Below are 15,101 nucleotides of genomic sequence, written 5' to 3'. Positions count from 1 at the left end.
TATGAGTGTAGGGGGAGAAATATGTTCCCCGGGGCGAAATACCCACACCAGGGGGGGTAGCCCCCGGCCCGCTGGCGTACAAATTTTGCATGCAGCGCCTGGCAGCCCATAATAGCCGCCCCTGCAATCCGGTTCGGAGCTTCCATGACAAAGAAATATGACGTTTACGCCCTCGGTAACGCCCTGGTAGACACGGAAATCGAGGTCAGCGACGCCTTCTTGGAGCGCATGGACGTGGGCAAGGGCCTGATGACACTGGTGGATGAAGCCCGCCAGGCGGAATTGATCGAAGCGCTGGCCAACGAAGCCGAGCCCCGCAAGCAGACCAGCGGTGGCTCCGCCTGCAACACGGTAGTCGCCACCCGCTACTTCGGCGGCAACAGTTACTACGCCTGCAAAGTGGCCGATGACGCCACCGGTACCATCTTCGTCGATGACCTGACCGCCGCCGGCGTGGACACCAACATGAACGGCCCGCGGGATTCCGGTGTTTCCGGCAAATGCCTGGTCATGCTGACGCCGGATGCCGAACGCACCATGAACACCTATCTAGGCATCTCCAGCCAGGTGTCCGATACCGAACTGGACGAAACTGCCATCGCCGCCAGCCAGTATGTTTATCTGGAAGGCTATCTGGTCAGTGGCGACAGCTCCCGCGCCGCCGCCGTCAGACTTCGCCAGCTGGCCGAACAGAACGGCGTGAAAACCTCGCTGACATTCTCCGACCCGGCCATGGTGCAGTTTTTCAAAGATGGCCTGAATGAAATGCTCGGCGAGCGTGTGGACCTGCTGTTCTGCAACGAAGCAGAAGCGACCAGCTTCACTGATACCGATAACGTGGACGCCGCCCTGGAAGCGCTCAAGCCCCGCTGTGGTTCCGCCGTGATTACTCTCGGCGCGGACGGCGCCCTGGTCTGGGACGGCGAACAGACGCACCGCATCGACCCGGTGCCGGTGAAAGCCATCGACAGTAACGGTGCCGGCGACATGTTTGCCGGCGCCTTCCTGTATGCCATTACTCACGGCCACGACTTTGCCGCTGCCGGTAAACTCGCCTCCGCCGCCGCCGCAAGGCTGGTCAGCGAATTTGGCCCGCGCCTCCCGGCAGAGGTCCACCAGGAACTTCGCAACGCCATTCTGGGCGAATAACCGCAGGGCGGCTATTTCTTCCCGACGACACAGCACCACGGAAACACCAAGACCATGGAACACATCTGCAACGTGAACGACATCGAGCACGAAAGTGCACGGGAATTTCAGAAAGACGGCCAGCCGATTGTCGTCGCCAGGTTCGATGGGCAGATTCACGCCTACATCAACTGGTGCCCGCACCTGGGCATCGAACTGAACTTCATGCCCGATGAATTCATGGACGGCGATAGCCAGTTCATCATGTGCGCCAACCACGGCGCCCTGTTCGAAGTGGAGACCGGCAATTGCCTGTCCGGCCCCTGTAGCGGCGACAAACTGATTCCCGTGCCGCTGGAAGTGCGTGGCGAAGAAGTCTGGCTCGGCGAGGTTCCCCAACCCGCATGAAAACAGAAAGCAGCCACCCCTTCGATTTACTGACCCCGGACTACATGCTGGATGCCGTCGATGCCGCCGGTTTTCTCAGCGATGGCCGGCTGCTGCAGCTGAACAGTTTTGAGAACCGGGTGTATCAGGTGGGCCAGGAAGACGGCTCGCCGGTGATCGTAAAATTCTACCGCCCGCACCGCTGGAGCGATGAACAAATCCTCGAAGAACATGCCTTCAGCCTGTTTCTGGCGGACCGGGACTTACCTGTGGTCGCCCCCATCGAGAACCACGGCACCAGCCTGTTCCATTGCGACGATTTTTCCTTCGCCGTCTTTCGGCGTGCCGGTGGCCACGCGCCCGAACTGGCCAACGATGATCACCTGGAACAGCTGGGGCGGACCCTGGCCCGCTGGCATACCTGCGGCAGTGATCGCCCCTACCAGACACGCCCGACCCTGCAGATCATCGACGATATCCGCACCGCCAGCACCTTTCTCACCAACGATGTTGTGGACCTGAACTACCGGGGACAATATCGGGATGTGACCGGCCAGATACTGGAAAAAGTGGAACAGCAACTGGCCGAGCACAGCTTCCCCTTACTGAACGTGCACGGTGACTGCCATACCGGCAACATCCTCTGGCGCGACGAACGCCCCCACTTCGTGGACCTGGACGACAGCCTGCGCGCGCCCGCCATGCAGGACATCTGGATGCTGCTGTCCGGTGAACACGACGAACAGCAACACCAACTACGGGTGCTCGCCCGTGGCTATGACACCTTCCTGCCGTTCCCCTGGAGCCAGACCGTCCTGATTGATCCGCTGCGCCTGCGCCGCATCATCAACTACGACGCCTGGCTGGCAAAACGCTGGGACGACCCGGCCTTCCCCCCCGCCTTCCCCTGGTTCGAATCCATGAATTACTGGGGCAATCAGGTGACCTTATTGCAACAGCAGCTGCGCAGTTTGCAGACCCCTCTGTAGAGGAAAACGCTTTTCTGCAGGAACGTCGCTCGCGGCGCGACAGGGCTGGCTCCGTGTTTTCTAAAGCCGCTGCTGTAGGAGTTCCTCTCGAGGGATGAACCCGAGCCCAAGCGAGGGAAAAGGCGAGGCAGGGGTGCCCCCCCGATCACTCTGGTTCACAGCAACGACGTTGCTGCCCCTACAGGCGTTTTCCACGCTAACGCGTGGTTCGTCCCTCGAGAGGAACTCCTACAACGCAATCGGCAAGGGTTTTTCCAGTTCGAACCCCTCAGCGGATAACGCCACCTTCCAGGCCAGCACCTCCACGCCTTTCTCTATCGCTTCGCGCAACAACTGCCCATAGCGCACATCAATTTCGTCCGCCGGGCGCGCGGCGGTGGCGCCGCTGTGTTGAACGCAAAAGAACAGCACCGCGCGTTTTCCCGACGCGACAACCGCCATCAGCGTCTGCAAGTGCTTCTGGCCCCGCTCGGTGACCGAATCCGGAAAGGCGATGACGCCGTCATCCTTGTCATCTGGCCCCGGACCCAGGGTGACGTTTTTCACTTCAATAAAGGTATGTGGGTCGGCCCGCTCGCCCAGCGCCAGGTCAAAGCGACTGTCCCCGTATTTCACCTCCCGCTCCACGCCACTGGTTGGATCCAGCACGGGAATCTGCCCGGCCCGCACCGCCTCTTCCACCAACGCATTGGGGCGGGCGGTATTGACCCCGGCCCAGTGGCCGTGAGCCACCTGCAAGGCTTCCAGGGTGTGGCGATATTTGCGTTTGGGGTTGCCGCTGTCGGAAATCAGCGCCTGCTGCGGCTCGCCCAACACGCAATTTTTCATGGACCCGGTATTCGGGCAATGCACGGTAATCTCGCTGCCATCGGCGCGAACCACATCCGCCATGAACCGTTTATAGCGACGCAATAGCGTCACCGCTTCCAGTGGGGGATCAAAGGTCACAGGGACTCCAGATAGTGTTCCAGACGATGCAGCGCATCCGTTAGCCGCGCCTCACTGCAGGTATAGGCCATGCGTACAAAGCGCCGGTGATCGTGGCCTTCACCGAAGTCCAGTCCCGGCGTCATGGCAACCTTGGCCTTTTCCAGCAAATCGGCACAAAAGGCAAAACTGTCGTCGGTGTAATCACTCACATCCGCGTAGACATAAAAGGCGCCGTCCGCCCGGGAGACCACCGGCAGCTTCAGGTGCGCCAGGCCGTTGAGCAAACACTGGCGGCGCCGTGCCAGTAGCTGATGGCGCTGCTCCAGAATCGTCAGGGTCGGTTCCTGCAGCGCTGCCAGCGCCCCATGCTGCGCCGGGGTGGATGGCGCCAGAAACAGGTTCTGGGCCAGCCGCTCGATGGCCGGCACCAGCGGTTCCGGCGCCACCAGCCAGCCCAATCGCCAACCGGTCATGCAGAAATATTTGCTGAAACTGTTGATCACCAGCACCGGGGCCGGCCCCGCCAGCACCGATGTGGCGGGCTGGGTGTAACACAGCCCCTGATAGATCTCGTCCACCAGCAGGATGCCGCCCCTGTCTACAGCGCCGCGGGCCAGCTGCTGCAAGGTCTCTACCGGCAGCATATTGCCGGTGGGGTTGTCCGGGCTCGCAACCATGGCCACCCGGGTATTGCTTTGCCAGGCATCCAGAAACGCCACCGGGTCCACATTGAAATGGTCATCCGCCTGCAGCGCTACCGGTTGCGGCTCGCCGCCGACCAAACGCACGAACTGGCGATTACAGGGGTAGCCGGGATCAGTGAGCAACACGCCGTCGCCGGGATTGAGCAGCGCCGCCAGCGCCAGCTGCAAGGCCCCGGAGGCTCCGGGCGTCACCACCACCTGGCCAGGGCTGACCCGGGCGCCGAAACGATTTTGGTAATCCTCGGCGATAGCTTCGCGCAGGGCGGGCAAGCCCGCCGCCGGCGTATAGCCGGTATGGCCGTGCGTTACCGCATCCTGAATGGCCGCAAGCACTGGCTCGGGAGTATCAAAATCCGGCTCGCCCACCTCCAGGTGAATCACATCATGGCCTTGAGCAGACAAGGCCTGGGCACGTTCCAGTAACGCCATCACATGAAACGGCGGAATGCGTCGGGCGAAATCGGACAGACTGGGTGTCATGATCATGCTCCCTCGAAAATGCGTGATTTACGGTATAACAACCGCGCTACTTCATCTGCTACCCCGTACCGGGCCTACACAACAGGGCAAAAACACAGGAAAAGGCGGTCTGTCACAAGATTCCCCTTTTCTGTTGCGCCTGCATGGCTATAATCGGCCAGATTTTCACCAGCAGTGGCCAGAAAATGTCCAGCGCCCCGCTGATTGGTGACAACCCTTGCCCAGACGGGGTAAGGTCGAAGATTACATTATGCCCGGGCCTGACGATATCAGCCCGGCACCCAAGGATTGCGGGTTACCGATAGAGAGTCGCGAAGATGCTAAGGGAGTTAATCAACATGGCCACCGGCAAGAAAAAAGCCCCCAAGAAGGCGGCTAAAAAACAAACCTCCGGTTCTGCTTCCAGCAGCAAGAAAGCGTCGGCATCAGCAAAGGCTGCGCCCAAAAAAGCCGTGGCTAAAAAGGCCGCTCCAGCTGCCAAGAAGGCCGTAGCGAAGAAGCCCGCCGCCAAAAAGACCCCGGCCAAGCCGGCCGCAAAAGCCGCCACCAAAAAGGCACCTGCCAAGAAAGCGGCAATCAAGAAAGCCCCGGCAAAGAAGGCTACTGCCGCCAAGGCCACCGCGAAAAAAGCCCCGGTTAAAAAGGCCGCTGCCAAACCTGCAACGAAAGTTGCACCTAAAAAAGCAGCGCCCAAAAAGGCGGTAGCGAAGAAACCTGCAGCCAGCAAAACGGCCAGCAAGACAACCGCTACGCCCAAGGCAACACCCCCCAAGAAAGTGGCCGCCAAGAAAGCCGCTGCACCAAAGGCGCCCGCTAAAGCTGCGGCCAGCAAGCCGCAGTCCAAGCCAGCGCCCAAAGCTGCTGCGAAAAAAGCTGCCGCCAAAAAGGCCGCAGCTGCACCAAGAACCAAATTACCGGCCTCAGGCAAGGCCACCGCAGCGGCCCGTGCGGCCGCAGCGAAAGCAACCGCAGGTTCTGCACGGACTGCAACTGCCGGCAAAAGGACTTCGCCGAGCCGTTCCCCCTCTTCTGCTCAGGTAAATCCGAAAGTGAAAAAGAAAAGCACCAGTTCCTCCGCATCACAGGCCCAGGTTCATGGCTTCACGCCTTACCAGCCCGGTCCTGACGAGGAATACATGAACGAAAAGCAACGCGAACACTTCCGCAATATCCTGCTGGCCTGGCGCCAGGAACTGATGGAAGAAGCGGACCGCACCATGCACCACCTGCAGGACGAGCAGGCCAACCTGCCCGACCCGGCAGACCGCGCCACCCAGGAAGAAGAGTTCGCTCTGGAACTGCGCACCCGCGACCGTGAGCGCAAACTGCTCAAGAAAATCGAGAAGACCCTCGATCTGGTGGGCAAGGACGATTACGGCTTCTGCGAAGCCTGTGGCGTAGAAATCGGCATCCGCCGCCTGGAAGCCCGCCCTACTGCGGAAATGTGCATCGACTGCAAAGAACTCGCTGAAATCAAGGAAAAGCAGCTGGCAGGGTAAAGGCCGTTAATAATTAATAATGAAGAGTTAACGGCTCGCGGTCGCGGGCTGTTAACTCTGCCAACCAAGGGGGCCGCGCCAATGCTTATTGCGCGGCTTCCTGCGTTTCAGCACCCAGCACAACCTCTCGCGCAGCTATTCATTATTAACTATTCACTATTAATTGCCTTATGACCTATCGCGGACGTTTCGCCCCCACCCCCTCTGGCCCGTTGCACTTCGGCTCACTGGTGGCGGCCCTGGCCAGCTGGCTGGAGGCCCGTCATCACGGAGGGCAGTGGCTGGTTCGCATTGATGACCTGGATCCGCCCCGGGAAGCCCCCGGTGCCGCTGATCATATCCTGACGCAACTGGAAGCCTTCGGGCTGCACTGGGACGAAACCGTGCGCTACCAGAGCCAGCGCAGCGAGGCCTACCAGGCAGCAGTGACTCAATTGCTCGATACTGGCCACGCCTTTCATTGCCGCATGACCCGCAAACAACTGGCCACCCTGGGCCACTGTCACCCGGGCATCGACGTGGCCGTTCCCGCCGCCTCTGACACCGCCATTCGCCTGCATGTACCAGACCGTCAGCTTTGTTACCCGGACGGCATTCAAGGGCAAGTCTGTAATAACCTGCACCGCGATGGCGGCGCCTTCGTGATTCGCCGCCGCGACGGCCTGTTCGGCTACCAGCTGGCCTGCGCCCTGGACGATGCCGACGACAACATTACCCATGTGCTACGCGGTGCTGACCTGCTTGATTCCACCCTGCGCCAGTGCTGGCTGCTGGAATGCCTGGGCCGCCCTGTACCCCGCTACGCTCACCTGCCGGTCATCCTGGATGGCCGAGCCACCAAGCTATCAAAATCCGCCGGCAGCGATGCGCTCGCCCCGGACCAGGCCAGCCACCTGCTGGGGGCTGCCTTCCTCGGCATGGGCTTAACCGTGCCCGAAGCACTGTCAGGCGCGCCGGTCACTGAGCTGCTGAACTGGGGCATGAGCCATTACAGCGAACACCACTGGCCACCCGGGCAGACACAACCGTTACCGGCAATCCTCGCGTAGAGGCGTAGAGGCGTAGAGCAGCATGGGGATTCCCCCCGGCCGCCACGTTTATGACCGCAATGACAGCCCCTGCGTCCGGCCGCGCTTTTACAGTGAATCGGTGCTGACGTATGCTCTTCGACCAGAGGGCCTTAACCACCTATGTATACCGATCGCCTGCTTATTATTTTTATTCTCGGCACCTACTTGCTGTCCCCGGCCATTATTGACTGGTGGAGCGAAGGTGGCCGCGCCTGGTATCGACCCTACCTGATCTGGCTGGGCCTGATCGCGTTGAGCTACTGGATTGCCAAGAGCAAGGATGTCGATGGTCTATAGTGTCAGCGACCTCATCCTGATTGCCTGTGGCTACCTGTTTTTTCTGTTCATGGTGGCCTGGATCACCGAGCGTGGCTGGCTGCCCGCACGCTGGGTACGCCATCCTGCCGTGTATGTTTTTTCCCTGGGCGTCTATGCCAGCGCCTGGGCGGTGTATGGCTCGGTGGGATACGCCTACCAGTACGGCTATAACTTCCTGTCCTATTTTCTCGGTATCTCCGGCGTCTTTCTGCTGGCACCGATTCTGCTTGCCCCGATACTGCGGCTCACCGCTACCTACCAGTTAAGTTCGCTGGCCGATCTGTTTGCGTTTCGCTATCGCAGCCGCCTGGCCGGGGCCATGACCACCATCATCATGCTCATCGGGGTACTGCCACTGCTGGCGCTGCAATTGAAAGCGGTGGCGGAGTCCATCCAGATCCTCAGCGGCACCTCCGACCCCCGCGACCTGGCCGCCGGTTTCTGCCTGATGATGGTGATCTTCGCCATCCTGTTCGGCGCCCGCCACGCCACCGCCCGGGAAAAACACGAAGGGTTGGTGGTGGCCATCGCCATGGAGTCATTGATCAAACTGCTGGCCTTTGGCGCGGTGGCCCTGCTGGGCCTGTATGGCGTTTTTGATGGCCCGCAAAGCCTGGGTAACTGGCTCGACGAGCACCCGGAAATGCTGTCACGGCTGTACTACCCCCTGCAGGATGGCACCTGGCATTCCATGATCATGGCGTTTTTCGTATCCGCCGTGGTGCTGCCACACATGTTCTACATGGCGTTCACCGAAAACCTGAACCCCCGCGCCCTGATCACTGCCAGCTGGGCGTTGCCGCTGATGTTCCTGGTCATGGCCCTGTGCGTGCCGGTCATCCTGTGGGCGGCGGCGGCCAGCAACGCCCCCACCTCGCCGGACTACTATGCACTGGGCATAGGCATGGTCACCGGTGGGCACGGCGCCATCCTCGGTTATATCGCCGGCCTGGCCGGCGCCAGCGGCATGCTGATTGTGGCCACCCTGGCTCTGTCTGGCATGTGCCTGAACCACCTGGTCCTGCCAGCCAGCCCACTGCATCAGGGCCAGAACCTGTACCGTAATTTGCTCTGGACCCGGCGCATTCTGATCGCCGCGATCCTCGCTCTGGCCTATCTGTTCTACCGTTTCACCGGCACCGAGCACACCCTGGTAGAGCTGGGTGTACTCTCGTTCGTGGCCACACTGCAATTTGTTCCCGGCCTGATCGGCGCCCTGTTCTGGCCCTCCGGCAACCGCAACGGCCTGTTCGCTGGTCTCGTTGTGGGTTTCCTGTTGTGGTTACTGCTACTGCTGCTGCCGATCACCTACCCACAATGGCAATTCCAGGGCTTGATGGAATTGATGGGCATGCGTTTCCAGACCGGCGCCAGCCAATGGCACCACGTGGCCATTGCCTCGGTCACGGCCAACACCCTGATCTACGCCATCGTTTCCATCGTTACCCCCATGTCCCGGGCCGAACAGAACGCCGCGGAAGCCTGTGCGGTGGACAGCTTGCGCCGCCCTTACCGCTGGGAACTGGAAGCCAAAAGCGTAGACGATTTCATTGATGCACTGACCCAGCCGCTTGGCCCCATCACCGCCACCCGCGAAGTGGAAATGGCGCTGCGCGACTTGCGCCTGCCACGCACCGAAACCCGGCCCTACGCCCTGCGGCGTTTGCGCGACCAACTGGAAACCAACCTGTCGGGCCTGCTCGGCCCGTCGGTCTCGCACCAGTTGATGGACGACCATCTGCCTTACCTGCCCGAAGAAGAGCAGAGCTCCAGCGAAGATATCCAGTTTATCGAGTCCCGACTGGAGCAATACCGGGACCGCCTCTCCGGGTTGGCCGCAGAGCTGGATGGCCTGCGACGCTTCCACCGCCAGACCCTGCTGGAGCTACCCATGGGGGTCATTTCCCTGGGTGCGGACCGGGAAATTATTGGCTGGAACCGGGCCATGGAAGAACTCACCGGCATTACCGCCGCCGACACCATTGGCTCCCGGCTGGCAGACCTGGACCCGCCCTGGGGGGAATTCCTGACGCAGTTCAGCCACGACGACAGCCCGCATCAACCGCAACAATCGCTGGAAGTCGACCGGCAGACCCGCTGGCTCAGCCTGCATAAATCCGAAGTACTGGGCACTGGCACCTCGGAACAGGCTGGCGGGCAGGTAGTGGTCATCGAAGACATTACCGAGCTGCGTCACATGGAAGCCCACCTGGCGCACAACGAACGCCTTGCCTCCATCGGCCGGCTGGCCGCCGGGGTGGCCCACGAGATCGGCAACCCGGTGACCGCCATCGCCTGCCTGGCACAAAACCTGGACAGCGAAACCGATGCCGAGGAACAGCTGGAATCCAGCCAGCAAATCCTTGAACAGACCCGCCGCATCACCCGTATCGTGGAATCACTGGTGACCTTCAGCCATTCCGGCGGCATCAAGCATAGCCAGCATGTGCCCGTGAATATCCGCGACACCGTGGACGAAGCCATTTCCCTGTTGTTGCTCGACCCGGACCATCGCCAGCAACCCTTCACCAACCAGTGTGAACCCGAACACTGGGTGCAGGGCGACCCGCAGCGCCTGCTGCAGGTCTTCATCAACCTGTTGGGCAATGCCGCCGACGCCAGTGCCGATAAACAGCCGGTTACGGTTCGCTGCGAATCCGCCGACGAGGTACTGGATGTGATTGTGGAGGACCAGGGCCATGGCATTCCGGATGAACTGCGCGACGCCCTGTTCGAACCCTTTGTCACCAGTAAACCACCGGGACGAGGAACAGGCCTTGGGTTAGCGCTGGTTTACAGTATTATCGAAGAACACCTGGGCGCGATTCGGGTAGAAAGCCCGATCACCGACCAGGGCGGCACCCGGTTTATTATTCGGCTTCCCATGCACGCCCCCACCTCCGGTGTGTAAGGCGCCACTGCAAGACAGGACAGGATCAAGTCATTCATGAGTCACATTCTGATTGTTGAAGATGAGCCGGTTATTCGCGGCGCCCTGCGCAAACTGCTGGTGCGCCACGAACACTCGGTTGAAGAAGCGGAATCCGTGGAACAGGCCCGCGAATACAGCCTCAATCAGTTCGACCTGATCATCAGCGACCTGCGCCTGCCCGGCGACCCCGGCACCAGCCTCATCGCCACCGCCGGCAATACACCGGTGCTGATCATGACCAGCTATGCCAGCCTGCGCTCCGCCGTGGACGCCATGCGCCTGGGCGCCGTGGACTACATCCCCAAACCCTTCGACCACGACGAAATGTTGCTCTCCGTGGACCGGGTATTGAAAGAAGGCCGCCTGAACCGCGGCAATCGGGCCCTGCGCCGGGACCTGGAACGCAGCTTCCCGGTTCGCAACATGATCGGTAACAGCGAGGCCATGGAAGAGCTGAAACACCGCATCAGCCGGGTGGGACCAACCAACACCCCGGTGTTGATCATGGGCGAAGCCGGCACCGGCAAGGAGCTCACCGCCCGCGCCCTGCATGAACACAGCGAGCGCACCAACGGTCCGCTGGTCTCGGTACAATGCGCGGCGCTCCCCAAGGCCCTGCAACTCACCGAACTGTTCGGCGATGACGACCAGCCCGGCCGCATTGAAGAAGCCGACGGCGGCACCCTGTTTCTGGATGAAGTGGGCGAACTGGCCAGCGAAGTACAAAGCCGCCTGCTGACCCTGCTCACCCATCACGAAATCCACCGTCAGGGCTCCCTCTCGCCCCGCCGGGTGGACGTGCGCATTCTTGCCAGCAGCCAGCTGGATCTGCCCGGCCGGGTCGCCGATGGCAGCTTCCGGCAGGATCTCTACTACCGGCTTAACGTGATGGAACTGACCCTGCCCCCGCTCAACAGCCGGCAGGAAGACCTGGAACCCCTGGCCAATGCCCTGCTGGCCCGGGGCTGCGAAAAGCTCAACCGCCCGGACCTGCACTTCACCCCGGAAGCCCTGCAGGCCATGCACAGCTATAGCTGGCCCGGCAACGTGCGCGAACTGGATAACGTGATTGAACGGGCAATTATTCTCACCGAAGAAGACGGCATTGGCCCGGCTCAGCTGGGTCTGAACCCCAACCGCACCCCTCAGCGCGTCAGCCGGGCCAGCCTGGATCCCAGCGAAGATCTGTCACTGGAAGATTATTTCACCCGCTTCGTGATGGAAAACCAGGACAGCATGACCGAGACCGAGCTGGCCCAGAAACTGGGAATCAGCCGGAAAAGCCTGTGGGAGCGGCGTCAGCGGCTGGGCATCCCCCGTAAAAAGGCCAGCTCACGCCGCTGAAGCAAGAGGGAATAGCACTTGCCATTGACCGGCAAACCCAATCCGCCTGTCATTAGAGTCAAACGGAAAAACGTTAATTCGGGACACCGAAATCGAGAGCAAGACCCGAAATAACCCAAAAACCCCACAAGTGTTACCGCTCTACACAGGAAAGTAACACAAGCGTTACCCCCATCAGGCAGATTCTAAGGCTGTTTTCACAAAACCTTCGCAACAACATGATTTAAAAGGGAAATTAGGCGTGTTGCATTGGCGGGGGTGGACGGGCACTATGAATCCCACGCCAGCAAACAACAAAAACAGCGGCGTAACGGCTCAAACAATAACAACAAGAAAGAAGAACAATAATTTCACGAGCCAATGCAGTGCTGCTGCAACTGATGATTGCAGCGACAAGGCAGAAAACAACACAAACAATAATAACAACAGAATCAGCGCAAAATGTGGGAGTCACAACTTCGGTTGTGGCTCCTTTTTACTTTCTGGCCAGGCAGTTTATCCCATTGCGTCGGCCCGTGTCGGCCCTTCCGGGCCAAAGACATCTCAACTGGCGAAAAAAAGTGCTACTATCGCCGCCTTATTGCTCATTTCGAGGCCGAATTTTTCGCATGCCCTGCAAGCTTCTGGAACATATGACACGCTGGTTCACTCCGGGTTCCCCAAAATCTTCCGGACCGATAGAACCGCGTGTGATTCCCCGCGACCAACACCCGATCTCCCGCAAGCAAGTTTCCCGAGCAGCACTTGATGTGCTCTACGGATTGCACAAAGGCGGGTTCGAGGCCTATCTGGTGGGCGGCTGCCTGCGCGACATCCTCTGCGGCAGAGAACCCAAGGATTTCGACGTCAGCACCAACGCCACACCGGAGCAGGTCAACCGTCTGTTCAAGCGCAGCCGCATTATCGGCCGCCGCTTCCAAATCGTGCACGTGCGCTTTGGCCGCGAAGTCATTGAGGTTTCCACCTTCCGGGCCAAGGCCAGCGATGACAACCAGGACCAGAACAAACACCACGCCCACGAAGAAACCGGGCTGGTACTGCGCGACAACACCTGGGGCAGCATCGAGGAAGATGCCCTGCGCCGGGACTTCACCATCAATGCGCTCTACTACAATATTGCCGACTTCACCCTGCATGACTTTGTCGGCAGCATGGGCGATATCGATCAGGAAGTGATCCGCCTGATCGGCAACCCGGAACAACGCTTCCGCGAAGACCCGGTACGCATGCTGCGCGCCGCCCGTTTCGCGGCCAAGCTGGGCTTCCACATTGAAGAAAGCACCGCCCGTCGCATTCCCGACATGGCGGAACTGCTGCTGCAGGTCCCCGCCGCTCGCCTGTTTGATGAAGTACTCAAACTGTTCCTGAGCGGCCATGCCCGCGCCTCCTACGAACAGTTGCAGGAACTGGGTCTGTTCCGCTTTCTGTTCCCGGAAACCCAGCAAGCCCTGGAAAGCGATCAAGGTGAGATCTGGGAAGCCATGCTGCTGGCTGCCATGGACAACACCGACCGCCGCCTGCTGATGGACAAGCCGGTGACCCCGGCCTTTATCTATGCAGTATTGCTGTGGCCAGTCATTCAACAACGCTTCGGTGGCTACCTGTCCAGCGGTCTGCCGCCGGCCCAGGCACTGCATAAAGCCGCCACCCGGGCCCTCAACCAGCAAATCAAGCACACCGCCATTCCCCGTCGCTTCTCCACCGTGATGCGTGAAATGTGGGAATTGCAGCTGCGCCTGGACAAACGGGCCGGGCGCCGCGCGGACGCCATGATGGAGCACCCGCGCTTCCGTGCCGCCTACGATTTTCTGCTACTGCGTGAGCAGAGCGGAGAGATCAAGGCCGGACTGGGCGACTGGTGGACCCGCTATCAGGAAGAAGACGAAAGCGGCCGCCGGGACATGATCACTCAACTGGGCAACCAGGGGGGAGGCGGCAACAAACGCCGTCGTCGCCGGCGTCGGCCAAAGCCTGCCGCGGATAATTGATGCAGGCGTTCATTGGGCTTGGCAGTAATCTGGATCAGCCGGTGCAACGGCTGACCAGCGCCCTGCTGGCCATGGAGCGCCTGCCCGGCCTGACCCTGCAACACCACTCCCGCCTGTACAGCAGTGCCCCCATCGGTCCCCAGGACCAGCCCGACTACGTCAACGCGGTCGCCGAAGTACACAGCACGCTGCCCCCCCACGCCCTGCTGCACAGCCTGCAGGCATTGGAGCTGGCCGCCGGCCGGCAACGCCTGCGCCACTGGGGTGAACGCACCCTGGACCTGGATATTTTGTTGATCGACGATCAACTTATCGACACCCCCGACCTCCAGGTACCTCACCCCCAGATGAGCCGCCGCGCCTTTGTCCTGCACCCACTGCTGGAAATCGCACCGCACTGCCACTTGCCCGACGGCACCGCACTGGGTAGCTTTCTCAGTCAGGTAGCCGAACAAACGCTTTCACCGCTGGCAGAACTGGACCGCGATGCACTCATTGAACGAAAAGACCCTCACCGAACGGATTGAACAACGCCGCAGCGCCGGTACCCTGCCCCGTTTCATCGCCGTGGAAGGCCCCATCGGTGCCGGCAAGACCAGCCTTGCCAAGCGCCTGGCCATGACCTTTGGTTATGACCAGCTGCTGGAACGGGCCGACGACAACCCGTTCCTGACCCGTTTCTATCAGGACCCGGCCCGCTACGCCCTGCAGACCGAGCTGTTCTTCCTGTTTCAGCGCGCCGATCAGCTGCGTCAGGTCCAGCAACAGGACCTGTTTGCCGGCCCACGAATCGCGGACTTCCTGATCGACAAGAACCGGCTGTTTGCCCAGGTCACCCTGGACGAAGACGAATTCGAGCTGTACCGCAACGTGGACGATCACCTGACCGTGGACGCGCCCAGGCCGGATCTGGTGATTTACCTGCAGGCACCGCCCCAGGTGCTACGCCAGCGTATCGGCCACCGGGGCAACGATTTCGAGCAAGGCATCGCCAGCGATTATCTGGATAAACTCAGCAACGCTTACACCGAGTTCTTCCATTTCTACGACCGCGCACCGCTACTCATCGTCAATGCGGCGGAAATCGACCTGGTCAACCACGACCGTGACTACCAGCAACTGATCAGCGAGTTGCTGGACATCCGCTCCGGTCGCCACTATTTTAACCCCCGGCCACTAGTGGACTGAGTTGAAAGTTTAACGTTGAAAGTTCAAGAGCGCGGACAAACGCATCCCCACACGGTGACGCGCTGCCCGCGAAACTTTTGACATGACCGCGGGCACAGCCTGTACGCAGCGACAGACTGGACCGCGCTTCAACTTTCAACTTTC

Annotated in this window: 15 protein-coding genes; 12 read left to right on the top strand and 3 right to left on the bottom strand. The window is 60.6% G+C overall.

Annotated elements, in window-relative coordinates; all coding sequences use genetic code 11:
* The first annotated feature begins 144 nt into the window (after positions 1-144).
* From ADG881_RS13340 to ADG881_RS13330, 3 genes are read left to right on the top strand one after another with little or no spacing between them, the layout of a single operon-like run.
* Complete coding sequence (locus ADG881_RS13340; RefSeq protein WP_007150470.1) at positions 145-1,149, top strand: adenosine kinase; 1,005 nt, start codon at positions 145-147, stop codon at positions 1,147-1,149.
* A gap of 54 nt (positions 1,150-1,203) precedes the next feature.
* Entirely contained in the window at positions 1,204-1,536 is a 333-nt protein-coding gene (locus tag ADG881_RS13335) for a Rieske (2Fe-2S) protein (RefSeq protein ID WP_007148811.1), read from the top strand.
* Entirely contained in the window at positions 1,533-2,504 is a 972-nt protein-coding gene (locus ADG881_RS13330) for a serine/threonine protein kinase (RefSeq protein WP_007149490.1), read from the top strand. Before ADG881_RS13335 ends, ADG881_RS13330 begins: the two co-directional genes overlap by 4 nt.
* Positions 2,505-2,732: 228 nt before the next feature.
* Here ADG881_RS13330 and sfsA read toward each other — a convergent pair whose 3' ends face one another.
* The 3 genes from sfsA to ADG881_RS17605 form a co-directional block, all read right to left on the bottom strand.
* On the bottom strand, positions 2,733-3,452 hold the full coding sequence (sfsA, locus tag ADG881_RS13325; RefSeq protein ID WP_007150751.1) for a DNA/RNA nuclease SfsA: 720 nt from the start codon (positions 3,450-3,452) through the stop codon (positions 2,733-2,735).
* The gene (locus tag ADG881_RS13320) at positions 3,449-4,618 is read right to left on the bottom strand and encodes an aminotransferase class I/II-fold pyridoxal phosphate-dependent enzyme (protein WP_039926792.1); all 1,170 of its coding nucleotides are present in this window, start codon (positions 4,616-4,618) and stop codon (positions 3,449-3,451) included. The genes sfsA and ADG881_RS13320 overlap by 4 nt, the downstream gene beginning before the upstream one ends.
* A gap of 295 nt (positions 4,619-4,913) precedes the next feature.
* Positions 4,914-5,552, bottom strand: coding sequence for a hypothetical protein (locus ADG881_RS17605; protein WP_156790420.1), 639 nt, complete (start codon positions 5,550-5,552; stop codon positions 4,914-4,916).
* A 202-nt stretch (positions 5,553-5,754) separates the two neighbouring features.
* Between ADG881_RS17605 and dksA the strand changes: the two genes are divergently transcribed.
* The 9 genes from dksA (at position 5,755) to ADG881_RS13275 (ending at position 14,957) form a co-directional block, all read left to right on the top strand.
* The gene (dksA, locus tag ADG881_RS17600) at positions 5,755-6,117 is read left to right on the top strand and encodes an RNA polymerase-binding protein DksA (RefSeq protein WP_230457880.1); all 363 of its coding nucleotides are present in this window, start codon (positions 5,755-5,757) and stop codon (positions 6,115-6,117) included.
* A 170-nt stretch (positions 6,118-6,287) separates the two neighbouring features.
* Entirely contained in the window at positions 6,288-7,166 is an 879-nt protein-coding gene (gluQRS, locus tag ADG881_RS13305) for a tRNA glutamyl-Q(34) synthetase GluQRS (protein ID WP_007151120.1), read from the top strand.
* A gap of 141 nt (positions 7,167-7,307) precedes the next feature.
* Positions 7,308-7,484 (top strand): hypothetical protein, encoded by a 177-nt coding sequence (locus ADG881_RS17685; protein ID WP_007149317.1) that lies wholly within the window; start codon positions 7,308-7,310, stop codon positions 7,482-7,484.
* Entirely contained in the window at positions 7,474-10,416 is a 2,943-nt protein-coding gene (locus tag ADG881_RS13295) for a sensor histidine kinase (RefSeq protein WP_007148388.1), read from the top strand. The genes ADG881_RS17685 and ADG881_RS13295 overlap by 11 nt, the downstream gene beginning before the upstream one ends.
* A gap of 36 nt (positions 10,417-10,452) precedes the next feature.
* Positions 10,453-11,781, top strand: a complete 1,329-nt coding sequence (locus tag ADG881_RS13290; RefSeq protein WP_007151319.1) for a sigma-54 dependent transcriptional regulator — start codon at positions 10,453-10,455, stop codon at positions 11,779-11,781.
* Positions 11,782-12,052: 271 nt separating this feature from the next.
* Complete coding sequence (locus ADG881_RS17780; protein WP_196220448.1) at positions 12,053-12,529, top strand: hypothetical protein; 477 nt, start codon at positions 12,053-12,055, stop codon at positions 12,527-12,529.
* Positions 12,414-13,769, top strand: coding sequence for a polynucleotide adenylyltransferase PcnB (pcnB, locus tag ADG881_RS13285; RefSeq protein ID WP_083787485.1), 1,356 nt, complete (start codon positions 12,414-12,416; stop codon positions 13,767-13,769). The genes ADG881_RS17780 and pcnB overlap by 116 nt, the downstream gene beginning before the upstream one ends.
* The gene (gene folK / locus ADG881_RS13280) at positions 13,769-14,296 is read left to right on the top strand and encodes a 2-amino-4-hydroxy-6-hydroxymethyldihydropteridine diphosphokinase (RefSeq protein ID WP_007150944.1); all 528 of its coding nucleotides are present in this window, start codon (positions 13,769-13,771) and stop codon (positions 14,294-14,296) included. The genes pcnB and folK overlap by 1 nt, the downstream gene beginning before the upstream one ends.
* Entirely contained in the window at positions 14,256-14,957 is a 702-nt protein-coding gene (locus tag ADG881_RS13275) for a deoxynucleoside kinase (RefSeq protein WP_039926786.1), read from the top strand. The genes folK and ADG881_RS13275 overlap by 41 nt, the downstream gene beginning before the upstream one ends.
* Positions 14,958-15,101 lie beyond the last annotated feature (144 nt).

The organism is Alcanivorax sp. DG881, from assembly GCF_000155615.1.
Lineage (GTDB): Bacteria > Pseudomonadota > Gammaproteobacteria > Pseudomonadales > Alcanivoracaceae > Alcanivorax.
The sequence above is the reverse complement of the archived record's forward strand: the minus strand, read 5'-3'. Positions and strand labels throughout refer to the sequence as shown.

What these genes read in the sequence shown, in the direction of transcription:
- ADG881_RS13275 (WP_039926786.1), top strand. Translation starts at nt 14,256, where the DNA reads ATGCACTCATTGAACGAAAAGACCCTCACCGAACGGATTGAACAACGC.
- pcnB (WP_083787485.1), top strand. Translation starts at nt 12,414, where the DNA reads ATGACACGCTGGTTCACTCCGGGTTCCCCAAAATCTTCCGGACCGATA.
- gluQRS (WP_007151120.1), top strand. Translation starts at nt 6,288, where the DNA reads ATGACCTATCGCGGACGTTTCGCCCCCACCCCCTCTGGCCCGTTGCAC.
- ADG881_RS13320 (WP_039926792.1), bottom strand. Translation starts at nt 4,618, where the DNA reads ATGACACCCAGTCTGTCCGATTTCGCCCGACGCATTCCGCCGTTTCAT.
- ADG881_RS17685 (WP_007149317.1), top strand. Translation starts at nt 7,308, where the DNA reads ATGTATACCGATCGCCTGCTTATTATTTTTATTCTCGGCACCTACTTG.
- ADG881_RS13340 (WP_007150470.1), top strand. Translation starts at nt 145, where the DNA reads ATGACAAAGAAATATGACGTTTACGCCCTCGGTAACGCCCTGGTAGAC.
- ADG881_RS13330 (WP_007149490.1), top strand. Translation starts at nt 1,533, where the DNA reads ATGAAAACAGAAAGCAGCCACCCCTTCGATTTACTGACCCCGGACTAC.
- dksA (WP_230457880.1), top strand. Translation starts at nt 5,755, where the DNA reads ATGAACGAAAAGCAACGCGAACACTTCCGCAATATCCTGCTGGCCTGG.
- ADG881_RS13290 (WP_007151319.1), top strand. Translation starts at nt 10,453, where the DNA reads ATGAGTCACATTCTGATTGTTGAAGATGAGCCGGTTATTCGCGGCGCC.
- ADG881_RS13335 (WP_007148811.1), top strand. Translation starts at nt 1,204, where the DNA reads ATGGAACACATCTGCAACGTGAACGACATCGAGCACGAAAGTGCACGG.
- folK (WP_007150944.1), top strand. Translation starts at nt 13,769, where the DNA reads ATGCAGGCGTTCATTGGGCTTGGCAGTAATCTGGATCAGCCGGTGCAA.
- ADG881_RS17780 (WP_196220448.1), top strand. Translation starts at nt 12,053, where the DNA reads ATGAATCCCACGCCAGCAAACAACAAAAACAGCGGCGTAACGGCTCAA.
- ADG881_RS13295 (WP_007148388.1), top strand. Translation starts at nt 7,474, where the DNA reads ATGGTCTATAGTGTCAGCGACCTCATCCTGATTGCCTGTGGCTACCTG.